General features: G+C 44.6%; 15 protein-coding genes. 10 read left to right on the plus strand and 5 right to left on the minus strand.

What is annotated here, in order from left to right; all coding sequences use genetic code 11:
• The first annotated feature begins 14 nt into the window (after positions 1-14).
• Genes rfbA through waaC form a run of 3 tightly spaced genes read left to right on the plus strand, consistent with a single transcriptional unit; the run spans position 15 to position 2,562 of the window.
• Positions 15-953 (plus strand): glucose-1-phosphate thymidylyltransferase RfbA, encoded by a 939-nt coding sequence (rfbA, locus tag A8O14_RS01365; protein ID WP_068947869.1) that lies wholly within the window; start codon positions 15-17, stop codon positions 951-953.
• Positions 953-1,528: a dTDP-4-dehydrorhamnose 3,5-epimerase gene (gene rfbC, locus A8O14_RS01370; RefSeq protein WP_191904664.1), complete on the plus strand. Its 576-nt coding sequence runs from the start codon at positions 953-955 to the stop codon at positions 1,526-1,528. Before rfbA ends, rfbC begins: the two co-directional genes overlap by 1 nt.
• Entirely contained in the window at positions 1,528-2,562 is a 1,035-nt protein-coding gene (waaC, locus tag A8O14_RS01375) for a lipopolysaccharide heptosyltransferase I (protein ID WP_068947870.1), read from the plus strand. The genes rfbC and waaC overlap by 1 nt, the downstream gene beginning before the upstream one ends.
• 5 nt (positions 2,563-2,567) lie before the next feature.
• On the opposite strand, the gene A8O14_RS01380 is transcribed toward waaC, so the two are convergent.
• Positions 2,568-4,187: a TolC family protein gene (locus A8O14_RS01380; protein WP_068947871.1), complete on the minus strand. Its 1,620-nt coding sequence runs from the start codon at positions 4,185-4,187 to the stop codon at positions 2,568-2,570.
• A 116-nt stretch (positions 4,188-4,303) separates the two neighbouring features.
• On the opposite strand from A8O14_RS01380, the gene A8O14_RS01385 reads away from it, so the two are divergent.
• The 4 genes from A8O14_RS01385 to trmB are packed head-to-tail and all read left to right on the plus strand — an operon-like array spanning position 4,304 to position 7,408.
• Positions 4,304-5,149 carry an undecaprenyl-diphosphate phosphatase gene (locus tag A8O14_RS01385; RefSeq protein ID WP_068947872.1) on the plus strand — a complete coding sequence of 282 codons (846 nt, stop codon included), beginning with the start codon at positions 4,304-4,306 and terminating at the stop codon, positions 5,147-5,149.
• A gap of 26 nt (positions 5,150-5,175) precedes the next feature.
• Positions 5,176-5,634, plus strand: a complete 459-nt coding sequence (locus A8O14_RS01390; protein WP_068947873.1) for a DUF2721 domain-containing protein — start codon at positions 5,176-5,178, stop codon at positions 5,632-5,634.
• A 21-nt stretch (positions 5,635-5,655) separates the two neighbouring features.
• Complete coding sequence (locus A8O14_RS01395; RefSeq protein ID WP_068947874.1) at positions 5,656-6,591, plus strand: UDP-glucuronic acid decarboxylase family protein; 936 nt, start codon at positions 5,656-5,658, stop codon at positions 6,589-6,591.
• A gap of 1 nt (position 6,592) precedes the next feature.
• Complete coding sequence (gene trmB / locus A8O14_RS01400) at positions 6,593-7,408, plus strand: tRNA (guanosine(46)-N7)-methyltransferase TrmB (protein ID WP_068949657.1); 816 nt, start codon at positions 6,593-6,595, stop codon at positions 7,406-7,408.
• Between the two features lie 21 nt (positions 7,409-7,429).
• Here trmB and A8O14_RS01405 read toward each other — a convergent pair whose 3' ends face one another.
• From A8O14_RS01405 to ribBA, 4 genes are all read right to left on the minus strand, one after another.
• Entirely contained in the window at positions 7,430-8,908 is a 1,479-nt protein-coding gene (locus tag A8O14_RS01405; protein WP_068947875.1) for an NAD-dependent succinate-semialdehyde dehydrogenase, read from the minus strand.
• A 121-nt stretch (positions 8,909-9,029) separates the two neighbouring features.
• Positions 9,030-9,545 (minus strand): transcription antitermination factor NusB, encoded by a 516-nt coding sequence (nusB, locus tag A8O14_RS01410; RefSeq protein ID WP_068947876.1) that lies wholly within the window; start codon positions 9,543-9,545, stop codon positions 9,030-9,032.
• 2 nt (positions 9,546-9,547) lie between these two features.
• The gene (ribH, locus tag A8O14_RS01415; RefSeq protein ID WP_068947877.1) at positions 9,548-10,060 is read right to left on the minus strand and encodes a 6,7-dimethyl-8-ribityllumazine synthase; all 513 of its coding nucleotides are present in this window, start codon (positions 10,058-10,060) and stop codon (positions 9,548-9,550) included.
• A 36-nt stretch (positions 10,061-10,096) separates the two neighbouring features.
• Positions 10,097-11,230, minus strand: a complete 1,134-nt coding sequence (ribBA, locus tag A8O14_RS01420; RefSeq protein WP_068947878.1) for a bifunctional 3,4-dihydroxy-2-butanone-4-phosphate synthase/GTP cyclohydrolase II — start codon at positions 11,228-11,230, stop codon at positions 10,097-10,099.
• Between the two features lie 361 nt (positions 11,231-11,591).
• On the opposite strand from ribBA, the gene A8O14_RS01430 reads away from it, so the two are divergent.
• Genes A8O14_RS01430 through A8O14_RS01440 form a run of 3 tightly spaced genes read left to right on the plus strand, consistent with a single transcriptional unit; the run spans position 11,592 to position 13,100 of the window.
• Positions 11,592-12,224, plus strand: a complete 633-nt coding sequence (locus A8O14_RS01430; RefSeq protein ID WP_082913065.1) for a hypothetical protein — start codon at positions 11,592-11,594, stop codon at positions 12,222-12,224.
• Positions 12,221-12,550, plus strand: coding sequence for a hypothetical protein (locus A8O14_RS01435; protein WP_068947881.1), 330 nt, complete (start codon positions 12,221-12,223; stop codon positions 12,548-12,550). Before A8O14_RS01430 ends, A8O14_RS01435 begins: the two co-directional genes overlap by 4 nt.
• Complete coding sequence (locus tag A8O14_RS01440; RefSeq protein ID WP_228385090.1) at positions 12,543-13,100, plus strand: GspH/FimT family pseudopilin; 558 nt, start codon at positions 12,543-12,545, stop codon at positions 13,098-13,100. Before A8O14_RS01435 ends, A8O14_RS01440 begins: the two co-directional genes overlap by 8 nt.
• Positions 13,101-13,110: the final 10 nt, after the last annotated feature.

Genomic DNA, 13,110 nt, shown 5'->3' on the forward strand with positions numbered 1-13,110 from the left:
AAATAGGGATAGAGATGGCAAATAGCATTACAAAAAATCGCAAGGGAATTATCTTGGCTGGTGGGTCCGGTACTCGCCTATATCCGGTTACTCAAGCTGTTTCTAAGCAGCTCATGCCTGTCTACGATAAGCCGATGGTGTATTACCCGCTGACTACTTTAATGTTGGCAGGCATAAGGGACATCTTAGTAATCTCCACTCCACATGACACGCCACGTTTCACAGAGCTGCTAGGTGATGGGTCTCAGTGGGGTCTCAATATTCAATACTGCGTACAACCTTCGCCAGACGGCCTGGCTCAGGCATTTACTTTAGGAAAAAGCTTTATTAATAACCATCCAAGTGCGTTAGTGCTTGGGGATAATATTTTTTATGGAGATCACCTAAAGGGTAATCTAGAGCGGGCTGATGCACATGTAAATGGAGCGACAGTATTTGCCTATCATGTGACTGATCCTGAGCGCTATGGCGTTGTGGAATTTGATAAAAGCCACAGGGCAATTTCGATTGAAGAAAAGCCAAACGAGCCAAGAAGTAATTATGCAGTGACGGGCCTGTATTTTTATGATAACCAAGTATGTGATATTGCTAGCTCAATCAAGCCTAGTGCACGTGGTGAGCTAGAAATCACCGATGTTAATCGTATTTATCTAGAAAAAAATCAATTAAGTGTTGAAATTATGGGCCGTGGTTTCGCTTGGTTGGACACTGGAACGCATGATTCTTTATTGGATGCAGCTGGTTTTATTGCCACTCTACAAAAGCGCCAGGGTCTTATGGTTGCTTGTCCTGAGGAGATTGCCTATCGTCAGGGTTGGATTAACGCCGAAGCAGTTCAAAAAGTAGCTTCTCAGTTATGTAAAAATAGTTATGGTCAGTATCTCGAAAAAATTCTGAATGAAATGAAGAGTGGATCACAACCGATCTCCTTATCGCCTAAAAAAGCTAATTAATGTCAGGTTCAAATCAGCCCCTTAAGATTGCAGTAACGCCAACCGCTATTGCGGATATTCTTATTATTGAGCCGAGGGTATTTGGTGATGAGCGCGGATGGTTTACTGAGTCATTTAATTTACAAGAGTTTTCACAGGCGACGGGCCTTAATGTCAACTTTGTCCAAGATAACCACTCTTTTTCACGTCAATCTACATTGCGTGGAATGCATTATCAGTTGGAGAAAACGCAAGGCAGGTTAGTGCGAGTTGTCTCGGGAAGTGTCTTTGATGTGGCGGTAGACTTACGAAAAGACTCTCAAACTTATAGAAAATGGGTTGGGGTAGAGTTGAGCGCAGAAAATCATAAGCAAATCTGGATTCCACCGGGTTTTGCCCACGGATTTTTAGTACTTTCGCCAACGGCGGAGTTTTTATATAAAACTACTGACTACTATCACCCCCAAAGTGAAGTTTGTTTGGCCTGGGATGACCCATCAGTAGGCATTCAATGGCCACTATCGTTAGGAGTAGTGCCCAATCTCAATCCTAAAGATTCTGCTGGCCTATCTTGGGATCAAGCCCCTAAGTTTTAATGGCCAATCAAGACGCATCCCCAAAAATATTATTAGTAAAGTTATCCTCTTTGGGGGATGTACTCCATAATCTGCCTATAGTTTGGGATATTCGGGCGCGACTACCTAATGCACAAATTGACTGGGTAGTTGAGGAGGCTTACGTTCAACTCTTAATGCCACTCCTTAGTCGAGATGGTTTTAAGGGAATAGATCGTATTATTCCCTTTGGATTGCGTCGCTGGAAGAAAGCTTGGTTGATTAAAAAATCATGGCAAGAATTTTTTGCTTTTAAGGCCGAGCTACAAGAAGTAAGTTATGACATAGTCATTGAAACCCAAGGCTTATTGAAGTCTGCTTTAGTTTGTTCTCTAGCTAAAAAGAGTTCAAATGCCATAGTGTCAGGGTTTGCTAATGCTACTGAATTTTCTGGATATGAGCCAATAGCCAGAATTTTTTATAACCAGTTAGTCCAGGTTCCATTTCACTGCCATGCAGTAGATCGTTCACGTTACGTGGCTTGCTCAGCCTTAGATTTGCTGCTGATTAGTAGGGCAGACAAAGTTCAGTTTTATCCTGTAAGTTATGTTGAGTCTATTATTGATCCGAAATTAGCAGGACTGGAAAAGCCTTATATTCTGTTCTTTCATTCAACTGCGCGCGAAGCTAAGCGTTGGGCTAATATCAATTGGATCACCCTTGGCAAGAAGCTTTCAGCCCTTGGGTATCAAGTTGTTCTCCCATGGGGAAACTCAGCCGAGGAAAAGATTAGCAATGAATTGGCAGAGCAAATTCCAGGGTCTTTAGTGCCAAATGCTTTTTCTGTTCAAGAAGCATTTGCCGTGATTGCTAAATCAGCATTGGTGATTGGCGTTGATACTGGACTAACTCATTTGTCTGCGGTGTTGAACAAACCCACTATAGAGATTTACTGCGATTCCCCAAGATGGAAGACCGAGGGTTACTGGTCAGGAAGGATCCGAAATGTTGGGGACATTAAAGAGCCGCCAACAATTGATGAAGTTGCTAAAGCTTCTCTAGATCTACTTACTTGATTAAATTAACGCAACAAAGCATTAATTGCAATTAAGTCTTCATCAGTTAGTGCAGCAGCATGCGCCTTGAGTTTGATCGCATTGAGAATAGTGCTGTAACGAGCTTGCTGCAATTGTGATCTGGTGGTAATGAGGGTGTCGAGCGCAATTAAAACGTCAATATTAATCAGCGTTCCCACTTGGAATCCTAATTTGCTCGACTCCAGTGCTGAGCTAGATGAGCGCTCTGCTGCCTCATAGGCTTTTACGCTGGCTAAACCACCATAGAATCCCGTAAAGGCAGTGCGTGTGTTTTGAGCAGCAGTACGACGGGCATTATCGTAGTTAGCTTTAGCTGCATCTAGTAAGGCTGCATTTTGGCGAATAACTGAGCTGTTAAATCCACCCGACACTAGTGGAATGGTCATCAGCAATGCAACGGTATTATTGTAAACGTTGGTATTGGCAGGAGTGTAACTATTGGGTGTACCGTTTGAGGTGTTAAAGCCCGTTGTACCCACAAGATTCAGCGAAGGATAATTGAGTGCTTGAGAGGCTCGATAGGTACTCTCTGCAAGGCTGACAGTCAATTGTCCTGCAAGAACGTTAAAGTTCGCAGCTTCTGCTTGATTTATCCAATCATCTAAAGTTTGGCCTGGCGGCAATTGAGGGTTCACGCTTTCCGCAATCGGAATTCCTTTAGCATCTTTACTCTTTGAGCGTGGATCTTTTAAGACACCATCAATTTTGGCTTCTTTGACGAGTGGTCTTAGTGGGCCAACAGGTCGACCCACAAGTTGCTCTAACACTCCTCGCTTGACCACTAAGTCTGCTTGGGCACCTATTTCTTGTGAGTTCGCCAAATCCAGTGCAGCTTGTGCTGTATTGACATCAACAATCGTAGCCAACCCAGCATCAAACTTAGCCTGTGCAATTTCTAGTTGCTGCTTAATCAGACCTTTTTTGTTTCGATAAAGCTCAACATTATCTTGGCTGGTAAGAGCGTCAAAATAGGCTTGTGAGACGCGAATAATTAAATCCTGTTGCGCTAAATAAAAGCGCATATCTGCAATCTTGGTATTGAGGTCACCTTGCTTGAAAGCCTCGAGAGCACCTAAATTAAAAACAGGCTGCGTCAGTGTGACGGTGTAGCTCTTTTGGTCAAAGACTCGAGAGTTTCCGGGGCCTGCAGCAACTACTGTAGTTCCCTGGCCGTGTTGGTAGTAGCGCGTTCCGCCAGGAGTGGCATTAGCTTGCGGGAGCAATAAAGAAAGGCCTTGCCAATAAAGCTCTTTACTTGCCTGGTAATTGAAGCGGGCGGCATTTAAGACGGGGTCGCTAAAGGCAGCTTCTTGGTAGAGCTGAATCAAGTCTGTTAATTGCCCTTTTTGGTCATTAGCACTATTAACGCTAGAGGGCGCAGATGAGCTTGGTAAAGCAGTCTTGCTTGGCAGCGGGGCAATTTGAGGAGGTTGCTCTAGGCCAAGTAATGAAGATGGGCTGATGGTGGTCGGTAAAGCTGATTTTGCCGCGGCATTAGGGCTTTGAGCAAAAGCAGTCGTATTCCAAGAATTCAGCCCGAGCGCCTGGGCCAAGACTAAACCGAGGACGGTCAATCTAGAGAGGTGAAAGCGGGCTGGGTTCATCAAATTCATCTAATTTAAGGTGCATGAAGTTTAAGGCTAAATGGGTTTAGATGGGTATTTAGGCTCAATTTTGCCAAATAAGCTCGGTAATTTCAGATGCCTATAAAATTTGCCCCATGGATCTAATATTGTTACTAAAAGTAGTTATTCTCGGGGTAGTAGAGGGCTTCACAGAGTTTTTGCCTATTTCCAGTACGGGGCACCTTATTTTGGTTGGCGATTTGCTGGATTTTAATGATGAGCGAGGCAAAGCCTTTGAAGTCATTATTCAGTTTGGCGCTATTTTGGCTGTCTGCTGGGAGTTCCGAGAAAAGCTCCTTAAGGTAGTACTTTCTGCAGCGAAGAGCGCTAGCTCCCGTCGTTTCATTTTGAATCTGTTAATCGCTTCGGCCCCTGCTATGGGATTGGGTTTTGTGTTTGGCAAACATATTAAGGCGGTGCTGTTTTCACCAATTCCAGTTGCTACTGCCTTTATCGTTGGTGCGTTCATAATTTTTTGGGCCGAGCGACGTCAAGAAAAGACCAGCACCATTAGTAGTCGGATCCATACAGTGGATGACCTTTCATATTTAGATGCCTTGAAAGTAGGCATTGCTCAATGTGCTGCATTAATTCCCGGCACCTCTCGTTCAGGCGCGACAATTATTGGTGGTATGTTGTTTGGTTTGCCCCGTGCTGTAGCTACTGAGTTTTCATTCTTTCTGGCGATTCCAGTCATTGGCGGCGCAACTGCCTATGAGTTATTAAAGCTTTGGAAAAATCCGATCCCAATCTCTGGAGAATTTAGCGTTGCTATTGCGATTGGTTTTGTAGCTGCCTTTATTTCAGCCTTTGTTTGTGTGCGCTGGTTAATTCATTATGTGGCGCACCATAATTTTATTCCTTTTGCTTGGTACCGAATCGTGTTTGGATTGCTGGTTCTTATAACTTCGTATAGCGGCTTGATCGCCTGGTCACATTAATCATTCAAGGATATAGAGAGTTGAGTATGGATGTATCAATAGACGCAATTACGAACAATATTCAATTGGCTTTAGCACCAGTGTTCTTATTGACTGCTGTCGCAACCCTAATTAATGCTATCTCTGGTCGTTTGGCGAGAACGGTTGATCGGATGCGCGCAATTCAGAATGCATTGTTCGAAGGCAAAATTAAAGATGAAGAAGCTCTTAGGCATATGGAGATCGAAGCCAATGAAGCTAAGATCCGCGGCCGTCTTTGCACTGCCGCCATCTTTTTTGATGTTCTCAGTGGCGTATTCATCTCATTAACTGTCCTTGAGTTGTTCTTCTTTCAGGCGGGAGCAGTTCGTTCATTGCAAACTTCCTATGTAATTTGGACCTTCGTTCTAGGTCTGATATCCTTCATGACATCACTATCGATTGTTTTAGCTGAAGTCGTTTATGCCTATAGATCGGCTGGCTGGCGAGCCCCAAGAAACTATTAATACATCTTTGAATATAAATATATGAACAAAATTCTCATTACAGGCGGTGCCGGTTTTTTGGGTTCACATCTTACCGAAAAGTTACTCAAAGAAGGCAACGATGTATTAGTGGTGGATAATTATTTCACTGGATCTAAAGTCAATTTGGCACATTTGTTGCCTAATCCTAATCTAGAGCTGATGCGTCACGATGTGACTTTTCCGCTCTATGTAGAGACCAATCAAATCTACAACTTGGCATGCCCTGCATCACCTGTGCATTATCAGTACGACCCAGTGCAAACAACCAAGACAAGTGTGCATGGTGCCATCAATATGCTCGGCTTAGCTAAAAGAACGCGGGCGCGTATCTTGCAAGCTTCAACCAGTGAGGTCTATGGTGACCCAGAGGTGCACCCTCAGCCAGAGGAGTATTGGGGCAGGGTTAATCCAATTGGTATTCGCTCTTGCTATGACGAAGGTAAGCGCTGTGCTGAAACTTTGTTCTTTGATTACAACCGTCAACACAATTTAGATATAAAAGTCGTTCGTATCTTTAACACCTATGGTCCTCGCATGCATCCTTATGATGGTCGTGTGGTGAGTAACTTTATCGTTCAGGCCTTACAAGGTAAAGACATCACGATTTATGGTGATGGCCAGCAAACCAGAAGTTTTTGCTATGTGGATGATTTGATCGATGCCATGGTGAAGATGATGAATTCAGAACAAGGTTTTACTGGACCAGTAAACATCGGCAACCCGGGTGAGTTCACGATGCTACAGTTGGCTGAAACTGTTCTCAAGCTGTCTGGTAGTAAATCGAAGATTATCTATCAACCACTACCTTCTGATGATCCTAAGCAGCGTCAGCCCAATATTGAATTAGCAAAAGCCAAGCTTGGTTGGCAGCCAAAGGTCAATCTTGAGGATGGCCTCAAAGAGACCATTGCCTATTTTAAAAAGGTTGTGGGTTAAGTTGACCCAACAAGCGGAGAATAAAGAGGCAAAGCGATTTGAGCGCATTCGCTCATTTGTATTAAGGGCCGGAAGAACTACTGCAGGTCAGCAGCGCGCAATCGATGATTTAGGGCCACGCTTTCTGATTCCTTATCAAGAAAAGACGCTTGATTTAGTAAGTACATTTTCTGGATCTACAAAGTCCAAGATTCTGGAGATTGGTTTTGGTATGGGGGAGACCACCGCCAAAATCGCTTCTTTACGAAATGAAGATGACTTTCTGGCGATTGAAGTTCACCCTCCTGGGGTGGGGGCGCTTTTAAAGTTGATTGGCGAAAATAATCTCACCAATCTACGTCTCATTCGCCATGATGCAGTTGAGGTTCTCGAGAATATGATCGGTCTAAATTCTTTGGATGGCATTCACATTTACTTTGCAGACCCTTGGCACAAGAAGCGTCACCATAAACGCCGCCTTATTCAAGCAGAATTTGTTAGCTTGTTAGCTTCTCGATTGAAGGTCGGGGCTTATTTACATCTCGCGACTGATTGGCATAACTATGCAGAGCAAATGCTCTTAGTTCTCAATGCAGAACCGACCCTTCAAAATACCTCAAGTCAGAAAATCAAGATCGAAACTTTTACTGCTGAAGATATCAATAAGCCAGAGATGGCTGGAAAAGAATTAAATGAATTTAAACCCAGTGCCGAGCAATTAAGGATGTTGCACTTGGGTTATGTAGAGCGACCAAGCTATCGCCCAGTGACTAAGTTTGAAAACCGTGGCATTAAGCTAGGCCACGGTGTATGGGATTTGGTTTATCTCAAAAAGTAATTATTGAGAACACTTGAAGTATTAAAGCGTGATGCAGACGTACTTTAGCTCTAAGTATTCATCCATGCCAAAGACGCTACCCTCTCTACCCAAGCCAGATTGTTTTACCCCGCCAAATGGCACCACTTCATTGGCGATGATTCCGCTGTTGACGCCAACCATGCCATACTCCAGTGCTTCTGCAACCTTCCAAATACGGCCGATATCACGGCTATAAAAGTAAGATGCTAGGCCATACTGACTGTTGTTAGCTAGCTTCACTACCTCTTCATCACTTTCAAAGCTAATAATTGGCGCAACCGGTCCGAAAGTTTCTTCGTAAGTGATGAGCATGTCATTGCTAACATTGTCTAGAATGGTAGGCTCGTAGTAAGTCCCGCCTAAAGGAGATGGTTTTCCGCCTGTGACTAACTTCGCGCCTTTGCTCAGTGCATCGGCGATATGACGCTCCACCTTTTCGAATGCCGCTTGATCAATCAGAGGCCCCTGAGAGATCCCAGCTTCCATGCCATTGCCAACTTTAATTGCTTGAACAGCTTTGGCAAATTTTTCGACAAAGACATCATGGATTTTTTGATGAACATAAATGCGGTTTGCACATACGCAGGTTTGACCAGAGTTACGATACTTAGATGCAATGGCTCCTGCGACGGCAGCATCAACATCAGCATCATCAAAGACAATGAAAGGGGCATGACCACCCAATTCTAGGCCAAGCTTCTTCACGGTTGGCGCGCACTGTGCCATGAGAATGCGACCCACCTCAGTCGAGCCTGTAAAGGAAAGATGCCGAACTGTTGGTGATGCGCATAGCACTTTGCCGATAGCAATCGATTGATCGGCATCTGCTGTGACAATATTGATGACGCCTTTTGGGATGCCTGCTCTTACTGCAAGCTCTGCGAGTGCTAGGGCCGACAGTGGTGTTTGCTCGGCTGGTTTGATGACAATCGTGCAGCCCGCTGCCATAGCTGGCGCAATTTTGCGGGTGATCATCGCATTCGGAAAGTTCCAGGGTGTAATGGCTACACAAACACCTACAGGCTGTTTCAGAACCATGAAGCGCTTATCACCCCAAATCGTGGTTGGTATCGTTCCTGAAACTCGTTTGGCTTCCTCTGCATACCATTCGATAAAGGATGCACCGTAGACTACTTCACCAGTGGATTCAGTGAGTGGTTTGCCCTGTTCCAAAGTCATCAAGATGGCAAGATCTTCTTTATTTTGCAAAATGAGATCAAACCACTTGCGCATGAGGCCAGCACGTTCTTTGCCGGTCATGGTTTTCCATTTCGGCAGGGCTTGATCGGCAGCGGATATGGCTTTCTCTGCATCCGCAGCACTTAAGTTAGTAACCTGGGCAATGATCTCGCCAGTGGCTGGATTATTTACTGGGAAAGAGGTATCCGCGCTTGATTTAACCCATTCGTTATTAACAAAGGCCTGCTCTTTGAATAGGCTCGGGTCTTTTAGACGATTACGAATATCAATTTTTTGCATGATGAACTTTTCCGATCAGAGGGGTATGCATTATTCAGAATGATTTTATCCCTAGAAATAAAAAAGCCCCACAAGCTATAGCTCGAAGGGCTTATCACTCCAGATGACAAAATTACAGGATCTAGCCTGCTTGTGTCTCGGCAGTACGTAGCTTCTGTGCCAAGAGGTCTAAAACGCCATTAACGTATTTATGACCATCGGTGCCACCAAATGTTTTAGCAAGCTCTACAGCCTCATTAATCGCTACCTTATATGGCACTGAGAGGTCGGCAGCTAATTCATAGGTGCCGATCAGCAGGGCAGCATGCTCTACTGGCGATAGCTCATTTATAGGTCGGTCAAGCGCAGGGGTAATGATGGCTTCTAATTCATCGGTACGATCTAAAACGCCCTGAAAAATACCATTAAAAAGATCAAGTTGACAACGCTTGAAGGCTGGGTCTTCTGCCAATTGTTTGGCAATAGCTGCGCTATTCGGTAGGCTGCCTGCACGACGCACAACTAGACTTTGATATACGCCTTGAAGGGCGTATTCACGAGCGCGACGACGTGGCGTCAGAGAGCGCTTTGGTGCCGCGGGCTTACCATCGCTACTATTTTTAATAGCATGGGATGGGTTCAGAGTTGATTTAGTCATATTTACTCTTCACCATCGCTCATTTCGAAATCAATATCGGGAGTTAGTGCTAACGCAAGATTGGCCATTTCTACAACAGCCTTGGCACAGTCGGCGCCTTTCACATTCACTCGTACTTGTGCTTGCTCATCGGTATCGCAGGTTAATACCCCGTTGGCAATTGGCAAACCAGAGTCGATTGAAATGCGAGTAATGCCTGAAGCGGATTCGTTGGAAACCAATTCAAAATGGTAAGTCTCACCACGAATCACGGCGCCTAAAGCAACAAGCCCATCAAACTCGCCTGTTTCAGCTAGCTTTTGAAGTGCAAAAGGAATTTCAAGTGCGCCGGGAACGGTAACCAATTTAATGTCTGATTGAGAGACGCCCAAAGTAATTAATTCGCTGATACAGGCATTTGTCAGGGCAATGCAATGATCTTTATTGAAGCGAGCCTGCACAATGCCAATGCGTAAATCTTGGCCATTCAGGTCTGCCTCTAGTACGCCTACAAAATTATTGTTGGAATCGGTCATGATGATCTTGTAATAAGAAAAATATTATTTAGGCTCTTACTTGGGTTGATACGGAGTGTAGCCAGTAACCTCTAGTTTGTAACCTGAAAGGCTAGGTACAGGACTTGAGTTAGCTAGCAAGCGCATTTTGCCAACGCCGATATCTTTTAAGATTTGGGCGCCAATACCGTAACTACGGAAATCGGTTTTACGAGCAAGGGGTTTTTTTACTTCATCAGTTGACTGGTTTAGTTTTTGAAACTGCGCCAGCCAATCTTCGACATTAGGCGCTGCAATACCCGAGGCATTGAGTAGAACTGCAACCCCTGCTGGGGCGACAGCGATTTGCTGTAGAGCCTGTGCCAACGGCCAAGAGTGGGTGCTGACATTGGAGTCTAAAAAGTCAAGAACGGTGACGGGCTCATGAACACGCACTAAAGTTTCTTGTTCTTCGGAGGGTTTGCCGTGAACAAGCGCAATATGAATGCATGAGCTTGGAGTATCGCGATAAACAATGCCCTCAAACTTGCCCCATGGAGTGATGAATTCACGAACGCCTTCTCGCACCACAATGCTTTCGTGTTGACTTCGGTATTTAATCAAATCAGCAATACTGCCAATTTTGAGTTGATGCTCTTTTGAAAACTCTAACAAGTCCGGCAAGCGAGCCATGCTGCCATCATCTTTCATGATTTCACAAATTACAGATGTTGGAGAGCAGCCTGCCATTGCGGCAAGATCACATCCCGCTTCAGTATGGCCAGAGCGAATGAGTACGCCGCCTGGTTGGGCCATCAAAGGAAAAATATGACCTGGTTGCACTAAGTCGTTTGGTTTTGCATTGGGCGCTACAGCAGTCTTAATAGTGAGGGCGCGATCTGCTGCGGATATGCCAGTGGTTACGCCAGTTGCAGCCTCAATCGAGACTGTGAAATTGGTTCCCATTGAGGTACCGTTATCACGCACCATTAAAGGTAAATTGAGCTGCTGGCAGCGTTCACGAGTCAAAGTAAGACAGATGAGTCCTCGTCCGTGCTTGGCCATGAAATTGACTGCTTCTGCATTTACATGATCAGCAGCCAAGACCAAATCACCTTCATTTTCCCGATCTTCTTCATCGACGAGAATGACCATTCGGCCGGCACGTAGCTCGGCAATGATTTCTTCTGTAGAGGCAAGGGTATTTGGCATAGCCTTCTATTTTAAGCTGAGCAGGCAATTGTCGTTAGCCCCGCTGGCAGTCCCTTACCGCAATTTTCTCCTTTTCTGACGGCAAGAGCCTCCAAGTCCTGTTTTAGTCCTTTTGAATGCCCTAGAAAATGTCGTATGCGCTTTGCTACCCCAAATGTACCAAACGGTTTCATCTTATTAGAGGTTTTGGTGGCCATGAGCCTCATTTTGGGTGTCTGGATGACCTCAATTGGGGCTTATCAAGGATTAGCTCTTCGCTTAGTCCAGCAAGAAAACAAACGGTTGCAACTTAGGCAAACGTTTGATTCGTATGAACTTACTGAGCAAGCGAGAGTCAATATTTATTCTAGGGCTATTAAGCATGAATCTTCTCGAGTGTCTGGTCGGAATCGCTCTTTGCACCCTACTACTAAATCCACTGTTAAAAACTAGTGCTGATTTATTGACTAAACAAATTCAATATGAAAAAACGCATGCCCTCATTTCGGAAGCAGAGCGCGCACTAGAGTTAATTGGTCGCGCAATTCGAATGGCGGGTTATCAAAATGTGAAGTCCATCCAACTAGTTGGCAATCAGAAAAATATGAATTCTCCAATTGAGATTCGTAAAAGAAGCGGTTACCAGGGGTCTGATACTTTAGTAGTTAGGTATGAGTTATCGGATAGCGTGGACTTTGATTGTATTGGCAATGTTTTAACAAGTGATCGAACAAAACAAAATTTGGCCCTCCAAGGTTTTCAGGTAGATAGGCAGGCTGGATTGTCAAAGGGTATAAAAGTAAATGGGGGATCACTCATATGTCAGTCATTAGATCGACAAGGACGAATACAAAATACAACCCTGATGAATGGTGTCAATGCCCTAAAAATTGATGAGTTACAACCCCTTATGGATCAAGGTCGGAGGGCCTTTAGGGTGAAACTAGAGATGACCGATGGCGTCTCTATTCAGAAAGAATTCGAGCGAACCTTCACTACCAGAAATCTCCCATGATTTTGGCGTGGGTGATTTCATTATTACTTTTGTGCTCATCATTGATTATGTATCTAGAGCGATTAACAGTATTACGCGTGATGGAGGTAAAAACAATTGAGCATGCACAAGATCGATTTATGGCCACAGAAAAATCGGTTCTTCAGTGTGAGGAAAATATTACTAATTTATCTTTATTAACAGAAAATCATTGCTTCATTCAGCCAGCCGGAAAGAATCAGTGGCTGATTTCTAGTAAAGAAAAACCAAGCATTCAAATACATGTGCTTTTGAATGAAAAATCAGGTGTAGTCACTCGACTAAATTGGCGTCAAGCATTTGAGTAAAAATGTCTATGGTGAGTCAGGCACAAGTTTGCTGGAATTGATGGCGGTAGTTTTAATTACTGCGATTACCTCAACAGTCGCAATGCCATTGCTTCAAGAGCAAATTGCCATCCGTGAAATAGAATTTGTTGCACGACGGTTTATTGCTCACAATCATTTTGCTCGTCAGCAAGCATTGCATTTGGGTGAGCCCGTGAGGCTGGAGCCACGCTTGAGTGGCGAATGGGAGTCTGGATGGATTATTACTAGCGGCTGCGTAGGCAAGACCAGCAAACCCTCATGCATGAATAAGATATGGTTTTCTCAGGATGGGACCAAGCCTATTTTCTTTAAGGGTGGGGGCAGGCACTTTACTGATCCACACACAGGCAAAGTGGGGATTCTGTTTAATCCTGCAGGTGCAGCCAAGACGGCTCAGGGCGGATTTGTGGCGAACCGCCTGATCTTGGGTCATAGCAGGGCTCCATACTTGGAGCGCCAACTGATATTGGCTAGTGGTGGGCGTTGGCGTATCTGTGATCCCTCTAGAGATGCAAAGCGTTGCCATTGAATGGTTTAAT

The sequence above is a fragment of the Polynucleobacter wuianus genome (genome assembly GCF_001659725.1).
In the GTDB taxonomy this organism is placed as follows: Bacteria; Pseudomonadota; Gammaproteobacteria; order Burkholderiales; family Burkholderiaceae; genus Polynucleobacter; species Polynucleobacter wuianus.